The sequence below is a fragment of the Oerskovia douganii genome, assembly GCF_015142735.1.
Classification (GTDB): Bacteria; Actinomycetota; Actinomycetes; order Actinomycetales; family Cellulomonadaceae; genus Oerskovia; species Oerskovia douganii.
Genome location: NZ_JACSPN010000002.1, coordinates 129,722 through 146,081, shown reverse-complemented (window position 1 = coordinate 146,081; position 16,360 = coordinate 129,722). Strand labels below are relative to the sequence as shown.

Sequence of the window (16,360 nt, the reverse complement as noted above, 5' to 3'; positions counted from 1 at the left end):
CGGCTCAGCGTCGGATGCGGCGCACGAGGCCGGACATCGCCGACTGCTTGGCGACCGGGCGCGCGGGCGGGGTGTGCACGGGCCGTTCCTCGGAGGCCGGCGTCAGCAGGCCGTCCCGCGTCAGCGACGCGATCAGGTCGGCGCTCCCGACGGCGCTCAGCCGGGCGACCGGGATGCCGCGCTCGGTGATCACCACGTCCTCCCCGTCACGCGCCCGCTCGATCCACGACTTCAGCTCGGCCCGCAGGGCGCTGACGGAAACCTCCATCCCCTGAAGGTACCGGCACCCGCCCGGAATGCGTAGACCTCCACGCGTGCCAGTCCTGCGGATCTGCTGGGAGCGCGCTCGGAGCCCGACGTCGCCCCCGAGCCGCCCGCCCGGCACCCGCCCGGCACCCGCCCGGCGAGCTCCCCGCGGGCGCGAGGGACCGGCTCAGAGCTCGTGCAGGGCCGCCCGCGCGTCCTGCGGGGACATCCCGGCGGCCTCGAGCATGTCGACGATCGGCGACCGCAGGAGCATCACGAGCGACTGGACCTGCCAGTCGCCGGCCCCCACGGTCCGTGGGTCGGCCGCCGCGGCGGTGCCCGCCAGGATCTCGCGGGCCGTCACCGGGTCGCGGCCCGCCCCGATCGCCTCCGCCAGCACCCGCGTCCCGGCGGCGAACCTGTCGACGATCGCCGCGACGGGCAGGAGGTCGTGGTCGACCCCGGCGACGGGGCGCGCACGCCGGGCGAGGACGCGGACGCTGCGCATGGCCCGGTCGACCAGGAGGGCCTGGCGCTCGATGACCCCCAGCTCGGCACGGTGCTTGCGCCCCACGGGGCTCACCCGGGACAGCTCCTGGGCGCTCGTCGCGGTCGCCTGCCACTCCTCGAGCGCGGGCTCGGACGCCCGCCCGCGCACGAGCGCCGCGTCGAGGTCGTCGACGTCGCCCGAGCGGAAGCCCCGGGCGAGGAGCTCGAGCGTCTCGGCGAGCTCGGTCGTCCCCTCGTCCCCCAGGGCACGGGGCCGACGGCGCGGGTCGCCCGGTGTGAGCGTCGCGACGAGCAGCGCGATCGCACCACCCACGAGGGCGTCGACCAGGCGGCCCCCCGGGCCGCCCGTCTGGGTCGCGGGAAGTCCCACGATCACGATGGCCTGCACCCCGGCCTGGGTCGCGAGCAGCGCCCCCCGGTCGATGAAGCGGGCCACCAGGGCCGACGTCGCGAGGACGACGGCGACCTGCCACCACCCGGAGCCGATGAAGTGGACGATCAGGTCGCCCAGCCCCACGCCGACCGCGACGCCGATCGCGAGCTCGCCGACCTTGCGCACCTGCCGGTCGAGGCTGAACCCGAGACAGATCCACACCGAGACCGGCGCGAAGAACGGGTACGGGTGCCCGAACAGGTAGTGCGCGATCCCGTACGCGACGCCCGACGCGAGCGAGGCCTGGATGACGGGCCAGAACGCCGCCCGCACCCGGGACCTCCCCTGCCGCAGCCTGGCCCGGAGCAGCAGCCGACGGAACGCCTTGCGGGCCGACTCGACCGCCCCCGGTTCCGGGGTCGCCGTGCCCCCGGCGGACTCCCGCGCCTGCGTCATGTGCTCCTGCTCACCGCGTCCCGTCGTGCCGGACACCCGGCACGACACATCAGATCATGCTCTAGATCATGCTCTGGGGCGCACCCGCACCCCAGGGCGTGATGCCGCGTGCGACCGGGCCGCGCGGCGCGGGCCGGTCGACCGACACGCCCTCGCCGGGGACCACGACCTCCTGGGCCGCGGCCACGGCTCCCCCGTCGCAGTCGACCACGAGCTCGACGTCCTCGGGGGCGCTGCGCTTGAGGACGGCGAGCGCGATCGGGCCCAGCTCGTGGTGCCGCGCGACCGACGTGACGACGCCCACGGGCCGACCGGCGAGAGCGACCCCGTCCGGGCCGGGGGCCCCGCCCCCGCCCGGGAGCCGCACCTCGGCCCCCGCGACGGGGAGCAGGTGCCCCGAACCGTCGAGGTGGAGCATCACGAGGCGACGGGGCGGGCGGCCCATGTTGTGCACGCGCGCGATGGTCTCCTGGCCGCGGTAGCAGCCCTTGTGCAGGTGGACCGCGGTCCGGAGCCAGTCGAGCTCGTGCGGGATGGAGCGGTGGTCCACCTCGGTCGCGAGGCGCGGGCGCCAGGCCTCGACGCGCAGGGCCTCGCTGGCCCAGGTCCCGGCGAGCCGCCACCCGGCGGCCTCGCGGGACGCGACGGCGTCGGGAAGCTCTGCCCGCGGCACCAGGACCAGACGCCACGGCCGGTGGGCACCGGGGTGCTCGTCGTCCGCGGGGCCGTAGCGCGTGCCGCCGGGTGCGGTGCGCGGCCACGGGTCGCGCCAGGTGACGGGCTCGCCCTCGGTGCCCTCGGCGTCGCGGGGTTCCCCCAGGACCGCGATCTCGTCGGTCATGTCGGTGATCTCGACGCGCAGCGCGAACTTCATGCGGTCGAGCCACGCCGCGAGCGTCGGGGCGTGCGAGCCCTCGGTCACGAGCCACGTGGACTCGCCGTCGTCCACGACGCCGGCCGCGTGCTCGACGTGCCCCTGAGGGCTCAGGACGAGCAGCTCGGTCGAGGTGCGCGGCGCGAGGCCCAGGAGGCTCTGGGACGTGATGGAGTTGAGCCACGTGAGACGGTCGGGGCCGGTGACCCGCACGACGCCGTGGTGCGAGAGGTCCACGACCGCGCCACCCGACTCGAGCGCGCGCTGCTCGCCCGTCGGGTCCCCGTAGTGCCAGGCGACCCCCGCGTCGGGTCCCGAGCCCGCGACCGCGCCGGGGCGCGACAGCAGAGGGCTCGTGCGAGCAGCGGACGGGGCCCCGTCCTGGGTGGCGTTCTCAGGTCCAGCGGTCACGGTGCAACAACCTCCTCGGCGCCGGTGGGCGCACGTCCGTCCGGCCGCGCGACGGCGGCGGCCGGGACTCGCACGTCGGAGGACCTAGAGACGGTCCAGCTTCGCCGACGCATACGACTGCAACGGTTGACCGAAGGCCGCCAATTCCCAGACCCACAGGAGCTGGCCCTGGACGTTGCCGTAGAGCCGGTTCGACGCCGTCACCTCGGCCGAGGTGGACGTGCGCACCATGGCGTCGCTGGACAGGTCCACCCGGCCGTTGCCGACCACGCCCAGGTAGAGGGTCATGCGGCCCGACGGGTCCGCGATCATGACCTCGATCGCGGACTTGTCCTCCGGCAGCCCCTCGGGGCGCTCGGGCGAGACACGCCAGTAGCCCGTCTCGGTGGACCAGATGCGGCCCGGCGCGAGGTGGCCCTCGCTGCTCGGCTCGGTCTGGTCGCTCGACGGGTGAGCGGACGGCTCGGCGGCGTCGTCGGTGGTCCAGGCCTCCGGCACGGTCTCCGGGACCTCGGCCTCGAGGACGCGGATCGTCGACTCGTAGCGCAGGTACGGGCCGCCGTCGTGGTCGAACACGACGTCCTGGACGAACGCGGTCTCGGGGATCCCCGGGTAGGCGATGACTCCCTCGCCGCGCCAGGAGCCCACGAGCCACGCGAGCGGGTAGGCCTCGGGGGCGAGCCCCTCGGGGAACGCGAAAGCCATCAGGTGGTACCTCCGACGGTCCCAGCGGACCGGTGACGACGACAAGGGCGGGACCGGGCCGGCCCCTCCGGGCGCGAGCGCCCGGCGTGACGCTCAGGTCAGCGCTGACCCTTGTACAGCTTGTAGACGACGAACCCGGCGAACCACGTGATGGTCACGGTCGCGGCGATCAGCAGTCCCAGGAAGATGAGCTCGAGTGCATGCGTGGACATGTCGCCGATCCTACCGTCCGGCCTCTAGGCTCGCGCACGTGACCACCCAGCCCGTCCCGCCGCAGTCCACGGCCGTCCCGGCCCCCGCCTCCCGCTCGCTGGTCGTGAAGTCGACCGCGGGCCTCGAACGCCCCGAGGCGACCAACCAGGCCTTCACGGTCGCGGCTGCCGCCGTCGCGGCCGGGGTCGAGGTGAGCGTGTGGCTCACGGGCGAGTCGGCGTGGTTCGGCCTGCCGGGGCGCGCGGGCGAGCTCGAGCTCGAGCACGCGACGGCCCTGCCGGACCTGCTCGACGTGGTCCTCGCGGCCGGGACGGTCACGGTCTGCACGCAGTGCGCGGTGCGGCGCGGCATCACCGAGGCCGACCTGCTGCCGGGGGTGCGCATCGCGGGCGCCTCGGTGTTCGTCGAGGAGGCGCTGCGCCCGGGCGCGCAGGCCCTCGTCTACTGACGCGCGGGTCCGACGACGTGCGCAGGCTGCCCGACGGCGGAGCACCGGTCGTGCGAGCGGCTCACGTTGCGCGGGCCGGAGACCCGGGGCCGCCGGGCGCTCGGTCCTCGACGGGCGCTCAGTCCTCGACCCGCAGGCCGAGCCCGGCCGCGAAGAGGGGCGCGAGCTCGACGACCTGAGCCGTGCTCAGCGTCGCCCCCGCGAGCCCGCCGAGGTTCGTGACCCGCCGCAGCGCCGCCCCCCGCAGGTCCGTGTGCGCGAGGCGAGCGCTCGCCAGCACCAGGTGGTCGACCGACGTCTCCTCGAACGCGACACGCGTGGCCTGCGCGTTCGTCAGGTCGAGCTCCTCGATGCTGCACCGCGTGAACCGCACGTCACGGATGGTCGCTCCGCGGAGGTTCACGTAGCCGAGCTTGCAGTCGACCAGCTCGACCGACCGCCACCCCGCCTCGTAGAGCTCGGCGGAACCGATCCGCGACCCGGCCACGACCACGTCGTGCCACACCGAGCGCGGGGCGCTCAGGACGGGAGCGTCGACCCGCTCGAGCCGCGACTCGCTGAACGTCGCCGCCCGCAGGTCGGCCTGGTGCAACGAGATCCCGACGAGGTCGCAGCGCTCGAACGTCACGTCCGACAGGTCGACGTGCGAGAGGTCCCCGCCCTCGAACCGCTCGTCGTGGCGCCGGTCCTCCGCGCCGACCTCCGTGGCGTCGCCCGGCGACCGGACCCCGGCGCGCAGCCTCTTGATCCTCGGCGGGACGGTGGACGAGGACTCGGTCTGAGCAGGCACCGCACGACCCTACGCCCGCGGGAGCGCCTCACCGGGCAGGCGCGAACCGCCGGATCAGCAGGTACATCTCGCAGCCCAGGCACAGCCCGAACGCCGCGTTGAGCACTGCCGCGACGAGCGCCAGCCCCGCGGCGACCGGCACGGCCACGAGCGACACCGTGAACCCCAGGACCACACCCACCCCGGTGATGACGAACCCGACCCCTTGCGCGAAGCGAGGCGGCCGCGGGTCCTCACGCTCCGCCGTCGGGCCGAGCCTGCGCTGGACGAGGGTCTTGAAGACCCAGCCCTGCCAGGTGCCCTGGGCGCCGCGGAGCGCCCCCAGCAGGAAGCTCAGCGCGATGAACGTCAGCACCCACAACCCGGCCTGGGACGCCCCGAGGAGGAGCGTCACGGCGAGCAGCAGGGCCGTGATCCCGGCGCCGACCCGGGGCCCGCGCGGGTCGATGCCCCGGGCCGTGCTCGTGGGGTGCGGATCGTGCGACATGGCGGCTCCTCGGTCGGCCCGCCCGGGAGGGCGAGCGGTTTCAGGCGACGGACCCGGCAGGGACGTCGAGCGCCTCGACCGCCTGGGCCCGGCTCACGCTGCCGCTCATCCGAGCGACCTCGCGACCGGACGGGTCCAGGACGAGGACCGTCGGAGTGCGCAGTATGCCGAAGGTTCGCACGAGATCGTGGTGCTCGTCGACGTCCATCTCGCGATGCGTCACGTCGGCGCGGGCAGCGACGACGTCGTCGAGCACGCGCGCCGTGTGCCGGCAGGGCGAGCAGAACTCGCTCGAGAACTGCACGAACGTCCGGTGCTCACCCAGCACGATCCCCCGCGCGGTCCAGTCGACCGCAGCCTCCTCGGCGACCGGGCGGCCTGCCCGGACCACGCCCTGCCGGCGCTGCCACCAGACCCCGAGCACCACGCTCGCGGCGAGCAGCACGACCAGGACCACGATGCGCCAGACCATTGCCTCGACCTCTCCTCCGTACGGCTCCGCGGCGGGAACCGCCCCACGGCGGGTGCGGGCGGCTCAGCCCACGACCACGCGCCCCACCACGAAGACCAGGATCCCCCCGACCGTCACGGGCAGCACTATCGCAGCAAGCGCCGCCTGCCTGCGCTCGAGGGCCGGCAGCTGGTCGAACAGCGCGCGCAGTCCCGCGACCAGCATCCCCGAGACCACCCCCGTCCAGAGCCCGTTGCCGATCTCGACGTCGGGCAGCAGGACGCCGAGCCCGCCGCCTGCCGCCGCCGCGGCGACGACCGTCAGGATCGAGCTCCACCAGCCGGCGAGCGGGAGCGCCGAGACCGCCGAGGCGACCGCGAGCGCCGCGGCGCACGTCACGACGAGGGCCACCCCGGCGTCGGAGCGGTCGGCCGCGATCCAGCCCGCGGCCGACACCGCCACGACGAGCCCGCTCACGGTGCCCAGCAGGGACTCGACGAGCCGGGGACGCCCGTCGCGCCGCAGCATCTCGGCGACGAACGCCAGCACGATGCCCATCGCGAGGACGAGCGGCAGGTTGCGCAGCGAGGGCTCCCCCTCGGTCGCGGCGACGGCCCCGACCGCCCCGACCCCGGTCAGGCCGATCACCAGCCCGGACCCGCCCGGTGCGGGCTGCCCCAGGAGCGCGGGCCAGCCGACCGCGATCAGGATGGCGAGCGCGGCGGCCGCGATCGTGAGGGGGAGATGTCCGAAGAATGCGGCGGCGGCGACGGCGACGGCCACCACGGACGTGGCGACGGCACGCGAGGAGAGGCCCACTAGGCACACTCCCCCGACGGCGCGAGCTGCGGGAGGACGAGGACGAGACCGGGTCCGGGAAGGCTGAGCACGAACACGAGTCTCCCAGATGACACGGCACGCCCAACACGAAACAAGGTTGTAACAGCGCAAAGGCCCTGGTCACCCCGTTGACCCCTGTTCAACGCGCTACGGTAATGATTCCGGCCTCCTCGGGGGTCACTGGGAGGAGGTGCGTCGGTGGCAGAGCTGTTGATCCTGACACCGGCGACAGGTGGGTCCGTCGACATCCTGCCTGCGCTGGGACTGCTGTCGCACCGCTTGCGGGTGCTGCCCATGGAACCGTCGGCGCTCGTCGACGCGCCCGACTCGGACGTCGTCCTGCTCGACGCCCGGCGCGACCTCGCTGCCGCGCGCACGACCTGTCGCCTGCTCCATGCCACCGGGCTGACCGTGCCCCTGGTGCTCGTGCTGACCGAGGGCGGCCTGACGGTCGTCACCGCCGAGTGGGGGGCTGCGGACCTGCTGCTCGAGCACGCCGGCCCGGCCGAGGTCGAGGCCCGGCTGCGGCTCGTGATCGAGCGGTCGGCGCACGGCCGGGCGGAGGAGGCCCCGCAGGAGATCTCCGCGGGCGAGCTCGCGATCGACGCGGGCGGCTACACGGCCCGGCTGCGCGGGCGTCCTCTGGACCTGACGTACAAGGAGTTCGAGCTCCTCAAGTACCTGGTGCAGCACCCCGGGCGGGTCTTCACGCGCGCCCAGCTCCTGCAGGAGGTCTGGGGCTACGACTACTACGGGGGCACGCGTACGGTCGACGTCCACGTGCGGCGCCTGCGCGCCAAGCTGGGGCCCGAGCACGAGCAGCTCATCGGCACCGTGCGCAACGTCGGCTACCGGTTCGACCCGCCCAAGGACCGCCGGTCCGCGGCCCCTGCCGAGGTCGACGCTCCCGGGGGTGACGGGGCCGACCGCGCCCAGGGCACGGAGGCGACCGCGCCCACCGACTCGAGCGAGCAGGTAGGTTCGTCCGGGTGACGACCGACTCGAGCGATTTCTCCGCAGCCCTCGTCGACGGCCCCTGGCGGCACGAGTTCGTGCCGGCCAACGGCGCCCGCTTCCACCTCGCGCTGGCCGGACCCGACCCGCGGGGCGGCGGCTCGCACGCCCCGCTCGTGCTCCTACTGCACTCGTTCCCCCAGTTCTGGTGGGCGTGGCGGCACCAGCTCGAGGCCCTGGCCGACGCGGGCTACCGCGTCGCGGCCATGGACCTGCGCGGCACGGGGGCCTCCGACAAGCCGCCCATCGGCTACGACGCCCCGACGCGCACGCGCGACATCGCGGGCGTGGTCCGTTCGCTCGGTGCGGACCGCGCCGTCGTCGTGGGGCACGGGACCGGCGGTGGGCTCGCGTGGGCCATGGCCGCGCTGCAGCCCGCGGTGACCGCGGGGGTCGCGGCGTTCGCCGCGCCGCACCCGGCGCACGTGCACGCGTCGGGTCGCCGGCTGCTCACGCCGGTCGCGCAGCGGCACCTCGCGTTCGCCCAGCTCCCGACGCTCCCCGAGCGCGCCCTGACGCGGGACGACCTCGTCGGGCGTGTCCTCGCGGACGGGGCCGCGACACCGTTCGCGCCCGACGTCGTGGACACCTACCGGGCCGTGATGCGCATCCCGTTCGCTGCGCACTCCGCGATGGAGGCCATCCGCTGGTCCGTGCGCTCCACGCCCCGGCCCGACGGGCGCCGCTTCCGCAGCGCGCTGCGCCGGCCGATCAGCGTCCCGACGCTCCAGGTCCACGGCGGGGACGACGGGTTCCTGCGTCGCGACCTCACCGACGCGGACGCGGCAGCCGTCTCGCGCTCGTTGCGCTTCGAGGTCCTCGACGGGGTGGGGCACTTCCTCCCGGAGGAGGCGCCCGACGACGTCACGCGGCTCCTGCTGGAGTGGTTGCCGACCACGAAGGGCTGAGTCGGGCGCCCTCGGTGGCCGCGGGCCGCGCGATCCCGCGGCCGGTCAGTCGGTCTTGACCAGGGTGGCCGCGACGGCCGGGTCCGTCTCCCCGATCCCGAACGACGGGCACAGGTGGGACACGGTGCACGCGCCGCACGCGGGCTTGCGCGCGAAGCAGACCCGGCGCCCGTGGAAGATCAGGCGGTGCGAGAGCATGGTCCACTCGCGCTTCTCGATGAGCTCGCCCACCTCCGTCTCGACCTTGACCGGGTCCTCCTCCGTGGTCCAGCCGAGCCGGCGCACGAGGCGTCCGAAGTGGGTGTCGACCGTCAGGCCGGGGACGCCGAAGGCGTCTCCCAGGACCACGTTCGCGGTCTTGCGGCCGACCCCGGGCAGCGTCACGAGGTCGTCGAGCCTGCGCGGGACCTGACCGTCGTAGCGCTCGACGAGCGCCTGGCCGATCCCGATCAGGGCCTGGGCCTTGGCCCGGAAGAACCCCGTGGGACGCAGGATGTCCTCGAGGTCCTCGCGGTCCGCCGCCGCGTACGCCGCGGCGTCCGGGTAGCGCGAGAACAGCTCCGGGGTGGTCATGTTGACGCGCTTGTCCGTGGTCTGGGCGGACAGGACGGTCGCGACCAGCAGCTCGAGCGGCGTGGTGAAGTCCAGCTCGCACCGGGCGTCCGGGTAGGTCTGGGCCAGCTCGCGGTTGGTGCGGCGTGCGCGGCGCACCAGGGCGAGCCGTGACTCGGCGTGCAGCAGTGGTGCAGGACTCGAGGTACCGCCCGAAGTGGTCACGTTCGGCAGCCTACTCGGCCCCACCCACACACCTCTCCCACGGAATTCTTGCAGGCCGCCCAGGACAGGTGGCGACCCGAGTTGCGCGCATGAGGCAGACTTGTGGGAGGAATCACGAGTACCGGTTCGCTCGAACCTCCGCCGATGCAGACGGGCACATGCCGGGAAAGTCCGCTCAACCTCGAAGGACATCGCGTGGACGACGACGTAGTGCTCTCGGCCCCCCTCTTCGCCACCATGGACCGCGAAGAGACCCGGACGCTGTTCGACTCGATGCAGCAGATCGAGCTCACCCGTGGAGACGTGCTCTTCCGCGAGGGCGAGCCCGGTGACCGGCTGTACGTGATCGCGCAGGGCAAGATCAAGCTCGGCCGACGCTCGAACGACGGCCGGGAGAACCTCCTGTCCATCCTCGGGCCCGGCGAGATGTTCGGTGAGCTCTCGCTCTTCGACCCGGGCCCCCGCACGGCCACGGCCAGCTCGGTGTCCGACGCGCTCCTCTACGAGCTGCGCCACGAGCAGCTCATCGAGTGGATCGAGAAGCACCCCAGCGTCGCGAAGCACCTGCTCAACGCTCTCGCCCGCCGGCTGCGCCGCACCAACGAGACGCTCGCGGACCTCGTGTTCTCCGACGTCCCGGGCCGTGTGGCCAAGGCGCTCCTCGACCTGTCGACCCGCTTCGGCGAGGAGACCGAGGAAGGCGTGCGCGTCGCCCACGACCTCACGCAGGAAGAGCTCGCCCAGCTCGTCGGCGCCTCGCGCGAGACGGTCAACAAGGCCCTTGCCGACTTCGCCACCCGCGGGTGGGTGCGGCGCGAGGGCCGCGCGGTCGTGCTCCTCGACGTCGACCGGCTCGAGCGCCGCGCGCGCTGAGCTCCGGCCCACGGACCGCCGAGAGGCCGGTTGCCCGCCCTCCGGGTCGAGCGACCGGCCTCTCGCCGTCACGGCGTGCGGCCCGGACGGTGCGGGCGGCCGCTCAGCCTTCCGCGTCGTCCGCGAGCTCGACGACGAGCTCGACCTCGACCGGTGAGTCGAGCGGGAGGACCGCGACCCCGACCGCGCTGCGCGCGTGGACGCCCGCCTCGCCGAAGATCTCACCGAGGACCGTGCTGGCGCCGTTGATCACCGCGGGCTGCCCGGTGAACGACGGGTCGCTCGCCACGAACCCGACGACCTTGACGACCCGCACGACCTGGTCGAGGTCTCCCACGACGGCCCTGACCGCGGCGAGCGCGTTGAGCACGCTCGTCCGGGCGTACCCGGCCGCCGCGTCGGGGGTGACCAGGCCTTCCCCGTCACCGACCTTGCCGGTCGCCGGGAGCGAGCCGGCCACGAACGGGAGCTGGCCCGAGGTGTACACGTACCGCCCCGTGCGGACCGCCGGGACGTACGCCGCGACGGGTGCTGCGACGTCGGGCAGCGTGATGCCCAGCTCGGCGAGCCGGGCGTCGACGACGCCGGCCACTACTTCTCGCCGGTCGGTCGCTTGAGGTAGGCCACGAGGCCGTTGCCGTCCGGGCCCGTGACGACCTGGACGAGCTCCCAGCCGTCCGAGCCCCACTGGTCGAGGACTGCCTTGGTGTTGTGGATGATGAGGGGGATGGTCGCGTACTCCCAGGTGGTTGCCATGCGCCCGAGCGTAGTCGCGATCGGGCGCGCGTTCACGGGCTGACCGGTCCCTCGCGGCACGCCCCGGGCCGACGCCGCTCCCAGACGCCGCCCAGCCCGCTCCCAGGGCTCCCGGGCTCCTCGACCTGGCCCGCAGATGCTCACACAACCCGCACACCGACCGGGGCCACGATTCCCGGAAGGGCGTCGGCGGCCTCCCGTAGGCTTGCGCCATGGCTTCCCCTGCGCGTCCCCGTCGACAAGTCAACGCCTATCAGCTCATCGCCCTGCTGCTGGCGTTCGTCCTCGTCTCCGGAGTCGGCGGCGTGCTCGGCGCGGGCCTGCTGATCCCCGTCGCCGCGGGCGCCAGCCAGCTCACGGACAGCAGCGTCCAGATCTTCGACGAGCTGCCCGACGAGCTCGAGCCCGGCCCCCTGTCGGAGCAGTCCCGGGTCTACGCCAAGGACGCCGTCACACAGCTCGCGACCTTCTACGTCGAGAACCGCATCGTGGTCCCCCTCGACCAGGTCTCGGAGCACATGAAGAACGCGGTCGTCGCGATCGAGGACCGCCGCTTCTACGAGCACGGCGGGATCGACACCATGGGCACGCTCCGGGCCGCGCTCAACAACGCCTCCGGCGGTGCCAAGCAGGGTGGTTCCAGCCTCACCCAGCAGTACGTCAAGAACGTCCTGATCGAGAAGGCCGTGCGCGAGGGCGACCCCATCGCCGCCGACGCCGTCAAGGACGACACGATCGAGCGCAAGGCCCGCGAGGCCAAGCTCGCGATCTCGCTCGAGAAGCGCATGACCAAGGACGAGATCCTCCAGGGCTACCTCAACATCGCGCAGTTCGGCATCAAGGTCTACGGCGTGGAGACCGCCGCACGGCACTACTTCGGCAAGAGCGCGTCCGAGCTCGAGATCGTCGAGGCCGCGACCATCGCGGGCGTGACCAACGCGCCGAGCAAGTACGACCCCGTGGCCAACCCGGAGAAGGCCGAGAAGCGCCGCAACCAGGTGCTGGGCGACATGCTCGAGCAGGGGTACATCACGCAGGCGGACCATGACGCGGCCGTGGCGACCTCCGTCACCGACACGCTCAACGTCGTGCCCGTGCGGGTCGGCTGCCAGGCCGCCCAGGGCGCAGCCTTCTTCTGCGACTACGTGACCAAGGTCATCCTCTCCAACCCGATCTTCGGGGAGACCGAGGACGAGCGCGAGGCGATGCTGTACCGCGGCGGCCTCGACATCACCACGACGCTCGACCCCGCGATGCAGGCCGCCGCTGAGGCGAGCGCGCTCGCCGCGGTGCCGACCGACGACTCGTCCGGCGTCGAGGACGCGATCGTCTCGATCGAGCCCGGCACCGGGAACATCCTCGCGATGGCCCAGAACCGTCCCTACGACGCCGCGTTCGAGCCCGAGCCGGGGACGACGGCGCAGAACTACAGCGCCGACCAGGCGCACGGCTCGTCCAGGGGCTTCTCCCCCGGCTCGACCTGGAAGCCGTTCCTGCTCGCGGAGTGGCTGCGGTCCGGCCACACGCTCAACGAGACCGTGAGCGCGAACAAGCGTGGCTGGCACAACAAGGACTTCGACTGGTGCGGCGGAACGGTCCGCAACGAGCCCAAGCCGTGGAGCCCCAGCAACTCGGACGGCCGGACCGACCAGGGCAACGTCTCGGTCCTGCGGGCGACGTACAACTCGCTCAACACCGCCTACGTGGCCATGGAGTCCGAGCTGCGCCTGTGCGACATCAAGTCGACGGCCGAGTCCATCGGGTTCAAGCCGGCGGTCACCGCCGACCAGGCCAACGGCGTCCAGATGCGGCCCTCGATGGTCATCGGGACCCAGGAGACCTCTCCGCTGCAGATGGCCGCGGCGTACGCGACGTTCGCGAGCGGCGGCACGTACTGCGACCCCGTCGCGATCACCCGGATCGTGGACGCGAACGGCAAGGAGCTCGAGGTCCCCTCGGCGAACTGCAACCCGAACGCCCTGGACCCCGCGGTGGCCAACACCGTGACCTACGCGCTCCAGCAGGTCATGACCAAGGGATCGGGCGTGAGCTCGCAGCTCGACGGCCGCCCCAGCGCCGGGAAGACCGGCACGGCCCAGCTCAACACCCACACGTGGTTCGTGGGTTACACCCCCCAGGTGTCGACGGCCGTCTGGATCGGCAACGCCGAGAAGGCCGTCGAGATGCGCAACAGCGGTAACGGGCGCTTCGTCATCAACGGCGTCGGCAAGAACTGGTGGTTCGGCTCGGACCTCGCCGCCCCCACGTGGCGCGACTACATGAACACCGTCCTCGCGGGCACCCCCGCCCAGGCATTCCCCGAGCCCGACCCCAAGATGCTCGGGCCGGTCCAGGCGCCGACCCCGACCAAGCCGCCGAGCGACAGCGAGAACGGCGGCGGCAACAACGGCGGCGGCAACAACGGCGGCGGTGGCAACGACAACGGCGGCGGCAACAACGGCAACGGCAACGGCGGCGGTGGAAACAACGGCGGCGGGAACGGCGGCGGCGAGACCGCGCCCGACGGGGAGCAGGACTGACCAGGGCCCGCGTGCACCCCGCACTGGTCGGCGCCGGCGCTCTCGCCGCGGCCGGTGCGGGCGCGCTCGCCTACGCCCACCTGGAGACCAAGCTCTTCACGCTGCGTGAGGTCACGGTCCCCGTGCTCCCCCCGGGGCACGCCGACGTGCGCGTCCTGCACTTCTCGGACCTGCACCTGACCCCCACGCAGGAGCGCAAGATCGAGTGGATCCGGTCCCTCGCCGCGCTGCGCCCCGACTTCGTGGTCGACACGGGCGACAACTTGGCGCACGTGGACTCCCTGGAGCCGCTCCTGTACGCGCTGGAGCCGCTCCTGAGCACCGCACCGGGCGCGTTCGTCATGGGGTCGAACGACTACTTCGCACCCTCACCCAAGAACCCGGCCCGCTATCTGCTGCCCGACGCCCGGATCTTCCACAAGATCGACCCGCCGCGCCTGCCGGCCGACAAGCTGGCCGCCGCCTTCAGCGGGGCCGGCTGGATCGACCTCACCAACCGCCGGGACACGGTCGAGGTCGCGGGGCTGTCGATCGACCTCGTGGGCGTCGACGACCCGCACCTCGACCGGGACGTCTTCCCTGCCGCGCCCGTGCGCGCGGCGAGCGGTGCCGAGAGGGACGCGACGCCGTCGGGCCTGCGGATGGGCGTGGTGCACGCGCCCTACGTGCGCGTCCTCGACCAGATGCACGCCGACGGCGCCGACGTCATCCTCGCCGGTCACACGCACGGCGGGCAGCTCTGCGTCCCGTTCTACGGCGCGCTCGTGACCAACTGCGACCTGGACCGCGGGCGGGCCAAGGGCCTGCACGGCTGGCCCGGCGCACGGCCCGACGCCCCCGGCGGCGAGGGGTCGACGTGGCTCAACGTGTCGGCCGGGGCAGGCACGTCGCCCTACGCGCCGTTCCGGTTCGCGTGCCGCCCGGAGGCCACCGTCGTGACGCTCACGGCACCCTGAGCACGCGCTGAGGAGCCGGTTTCGTCGCAGGGGCAAACGTCGGCTATTCTAGGCAGGCTCCAGCGCGCAGGTTTGGCGGGACCTTTCGAGGACTCTCCACGGACCAGGCGCAACAGGGGCAATCGGGGTGTGGCGCAGCTTGGTAGCGCGCGTCGTTCGGGACGACGAGGTCGCAGGTTCGAATCCTGTCACCCCGACCAGCACGAAGGCCCGGAGTCCACTGGACTCCGGGCCTTCGTCGTCCCCGCCCCACGAGGCGACGTCCCGCGGTGACCGCCCTGTGCAGGCCCCACCTTCCGGTGTCACGATGAGGGTCCATCACCCCCAGCGTCGGAGGTCGACATGGCCCAGGAGCCGATCGTCATCGTCGGAGGTGGCCTCGCCGCCGCGAAGGCCACCGAGGCCCTGCGGGCCGAGGGGTACGACGGCGACCTCGTGGTCGTCTCGAGCGAGCCCCACCGGCCCTACGAGCGCCCACCCCTGTCCAAGGACTACCTGCGGGGCGAGGCCGAGCGCGACGTCCTGTTCCCCCTGTCGGAGGACTGGTACCCCGAGCACCACGTCGACCTGCGGACCGCGACCCGGGCCGCGGGGATCGCCGTCGCGGACCACTCCCTCACGCTGATCGACGGGACCGTCCTGCCGTACTCCCGCCTGCTCCTCGCGACGGGCTCGACGCCGCGCTCGTTCACCGTGCCGGGCGCCGACCTGCAGGGGGTGCACTACCTGCGCACGATCGAGCACGCCGACCTCCTGGCCGCGACGTTCGAGGCCTCCGCGCGCGAGGGCGCGGGCCGGCTCGCGGTCGTGGGCGACGGGTGGATCGGGATGGAGGTCGCCGCGTCCGCGCGGACCCTGGGCCTCGACGTCACGGTCGTCGGACGCGCGGTGCACCCGCTGGGCCGGGTCCTGGGGCCCCTGCTGGGCGAGATGTACGGCAGGGTCCACGCGGACCACGGCGTGCACCTGCACCGCAACGTCCAGGTCATCGGGATCACGGGCAGCGAGGGGCGGGTCACCGGTCTCGACATGGCGGACGGCACGCACGTGGAGGCCGACGTCGTGGTGGTGGGCGTGGGCGTCACGCCGAACGTCGGGTTCGCGGAGGCGGCCGGGATCGCGCTGCGCGAGGCCGCCCTGGGGGGTGGGCTCGCGGTCGACGGGACGCTCGCGACCTCGGCCCCGGACGTGTGGGCCGCGGGGGACGTCGCGAGCGTCCCCTCGCCGCGGTACGGCCGCCCCCTGCGCGTCGAGCACTGGGCCGTGGCCCTGGAGACGGGGCCCCACGCGGCGCGCGCGATGCTGGGCTCGCGCGAGCCCTACGACAAGCTGCCGTACTTCTTCTCCGACCAGTACGACGTGGGCATGGAGTACCTGGGGTTCGTCGAGGACCCGGCTGCGACCGAGGTCGTGGTGAGCGGGTCGCTCGAGGACCACGAGCTGGTCGCGTTCTGGGTCGCGGACGACCGGGTCCAGGCGGGCATGGCCGTGAACACCTGGGAGCAGATGGGACGGGTCGAGGAGATCGTCCGCGCCGCGGGGCCGGTCGACCGCGACGCCCTGGAGGCGTTCCGCGACTGACCGACCGGGGCACGCGGGGTGCCCCGCCGTACTGAGCCATCTCGCTGCGGATGGACGGGGTGTTGAGGTCTGGCCAGAGACAGGGTGGGTCACCGCTCGAAGCGAGCGGCATCGTCCTCGAGGTCCCACTTGGCGCGCCAGCGCCTGGGGT

At 73.4% G+C, this 16,360-nt stretch carries 18 protein-coding genes and 1 tRNA gene; 8 read left to right on the top strand and 11 right to left on the bottom strand.

Annotated features, from left to right (window positions below; all coding sequences use genetic code 11):
• Nucleotides 1-4 precede the first annotated feature (4 nt).
• From H9623_RS02300 to H9623_RS02285, 4 genes are all read right to left on the bottom strand, one after another.
• A complete protein-coding gene (locus H9623_RS02300; RefSeq protein WP_193718481.1) occupies nt 5-268 on the bottom strand; it encodes a type II toxin-antitoxin system Phd/YefM family antitoxin in 264 nt (87 codons plus the stop codon).
• Nucleotides 269-433: 165 nt separating this feature from the next.
• A complete protein-coding gene (locus H9623_RS02295) occupies nt 434-1,585 on the bottom strand; it encodes an FUSC family protein (RefSeq protein WP_193718480.1) in 1,152 nt (383 codons plus the stop codon).
• Between the two features lie 61 nt (nt 1,586-1,646).
• The gene (gene ygfZ / locus H9623_RS02290) at nt 1,647-2,870 is read right to left on the bottom strand and encodes a CAF17-like 4Fe-4S cluster assembly/insertion protein YgfZ (protein ID WP_193718479.1); all 1,224 of its coding nucleotides are present in this window, start codon (nt 2,868-2,870) and stop codon (nt 1,647-1,649) included.
• A gap of 84 nt (nt 2,871-2,954) precedes the next feature.
• Nucleotides 2,955-3,575, bottom strand: a complete 621-nt coding sequence (locus H9623_RS02285; RefSeq protein ID WP_193718478.1) for an FABP family protein — start codon at nt 3,573-3,575, stop codon at nt 2,955-2,957.
• Nucleotides 3,576-3,825: 250 nt separating this feature from the next.
• On the opposite strand from H9623_RS02285, the gene H9623_RS02280 reads away from it, so the two are divergent.
• Nucleotides 3,826-4,236: a DsrE family protein gene (locus tag H9623_RS02280; protein ID WP_193718477.1), complete on the top strand. Its 411-nt coding sequence runs from the start codon at nt 3,826-3,828 to the stop codon at nt 4,234-4,236.
• 118 nt (nt 4,237-4,354) lie between these two features.
• On the opposite strand, the gene H9623_RS02275 is transcribed toward H9623_RS02280, so the two are convergent.
• From H9623_RS02275 to H9623_RS02260, 4 genes are all read right to left on the bottom strand, one after another.
• A complete protein-coding gene (locus H9623_RS02275) occupies nt 4,355-5,026 on the bottom strand; it encodes a pentapeptide repeat-containing protein (RefSeq protein ID WP_193718476.1) in 672 nt (223 codons plus the stop codon).
• A 28-nt stretch (nt 5,027-5,054) separates the two neighbouring features.
• On the bottom strand, nt 5,055-5,513 hold the full coding sequence (locus H9623_RS02270) for a DUF4395 domain-containing protein (protein WP_193718475.1): 459 nt from the start codon (nt 5,511-5,513) through the stop codon (nt 5,055-5,057).
• A 40-nt stretch (nt 5,514-5,553) separates the two neighbouring features.
• Entirely contained in the window at nt 5,554-5,985 is a 432-nt protein-coding gene (locus H9623_RS02265) for a thioredoxin family protein (protein ID WP_193718474.1), read from the bottom strand.
• A 63-nt stretch (nt 5,986-6,048) separates the two neighbouring features.
• On the bottom strand, nt 6,049-6,783 hold the full coding sequence (locus tag H9623_RS02260; protein WP_193718473.1) for a hypothetical protein: 735 nt from the start codon (nt 6,781-6,783) through the stop codon (nt 6,049-6,051).
• A gap of 219 nt (nt 6,784-7,002) precedes the next feature.
• Here H9623_RS02260 and H9623_RS02255 point away from each other — a divergent pair, with 219 nt between their 5' ends.
• Together H9623_RS02255 and H9623_RS02250 are read left to right on the top strand one after the other, a co-directional pair.
• Complete coding sequence (locus H9623_RS02255; RefSeq protein WP_193718472.1) at nt 7,003-7,797, top strand: winged helix-turn-helix transcriptional regulator; 795 nt, start codon at nt 7,003-7,005, stop codon at nt 7,795-7,797.
• Nucleotides 7,794-8,726, top strand: a complete 933-nt coding sequence (locus H9623_RS02250; RefSeq protein WP_193718471.1) for an alpha/beta fold hydrolase — start codon at nt 7,794-7,796, stop codon at nt 8,724-8,726. Before H9623_RS02255 ends, H9623_RS02250 begins: the two co-directional genes overlap by 4 nt.
• Nucleotides 8,727-8,771: 45 nt before the next feature.
• On the opposite strand, the gene nth is transcribed toward H9623_RS02250, so the two are convergent.
• Nucleotides 8,772-9,503 (bottom strand): endonuclease III, encoded by a 732-nt coding sequence (nth, locus tag H9623_RS02245; protein WP_321575226.1) that lies wholly within the window; start codon nt 9,501-9,503, stop codon nt 8,772-8,774.
• A gap of 195 nt (nt 9,504-9,698) precedes the next feature.
• Between nth and H9623_RS02240 the strand changes: the two genes are divergently transcribed.
• The gene (locus tag H9623_RS02240) at nt 9,699-10,376 is read left to right on the top strand and encodes a Crp/Fnr family transcriptional regulator (protein ID WP_056645111.1); all 678 of its coding nucleotides are present in this window, start codon (nt 9,699-9,701) and stop codon (nt 10,374-10,376) included.
• 103 nt (nt 10,377-10,479) lie between these two features.
• Here the strand turns inward: H9623_RS02240 and H9623_RS02235 are convergent, their stop codons facing one another.
• Both H9623_RS02235 and H9623_RS02230 read right to left on the bottom strand, forming a co-directional pair.
• On the bottom strand, nt 10,480-10,968 hold the full coding sequence (locus H9623_RS02235; protein ID WP_193718469.1) for a RidA family protein: 489 nt from the start codon (nt 10,966-10,968) through the stop codon (nt 10,480-10,482).
• Nucleotides 10,968-11,132, bottom strand: a complete 165-nt coding sequence (locus tag H9623_RS02230) for a hypothetical protein (RefSeq protein ID WP_021481786.1) — start codon at nt 11,130-11,132, stop codon at nt 10,968-10,970. Before H9623_RS02230 ends, H9623_RS02235 begins: the two co-directional genes overlap by 1 nt.
• Before the next feature lie 212 nt (nt 11,133-11,344).
• Between H9623_RS02230 and H9623_RS02225 the strand changes: the two genes are divergently transcribed.
• The 4 genes from H9623_RS02225 to H9623_RS02210 all read left to right on the top strand — a co-directional run bounded on the left by H9623_RS02225 (nt 11,345) and on the right by H9623_RS02210 (nt 16,209).
• Nucleotides 11,345-13,672 carry a transglycosylase domain-containing protein gene (locus tag H9623_RS02225; RefSeq protein ID WP_193718468.1) on the top strand — a complete coding sequence of 776 codons (2,328 nt, stop codon included), beginning with the start codon at nt 11,345-11,347 and terminating at the stop codon, nt 13,670-13,672.
• Nucleotides 13,673-13,683: 11 nt separating this feature from the next.
• A complete protein-coding gene (locus H9623_RS02220; protein WP_193718467.1) occupies nt 13,684-14,628 on the top strand; it encodes a metallophosphoesterase in 945 nt (314 codons plus the stop codon).
• A gap of 123 nt (nt 14,629-14,751) precedes the next feature.
• A tRNA-Pro gene (locus H9623_RS02215) sits at nt 14,752-14,828 on the top strand.
• A gap of 142 nt (nt 14,829-14,970) precedes the next feature.
• The gene (locus H9623_RS02210; protein WP_193718466.1) at nt 14,971-16,209 is read left to right on the top strand and encodes an NAD(P)/FAD-dependent oxidoreductase; all 1,239 of its coding nucleotides are present in this window, start codon (nt 14,971-14,973) and stop codon (nt 16,207-16,209) included.
• The last annotated feature ends 151 nt before the right edge of the window (nt 16,210-16,360 follow it).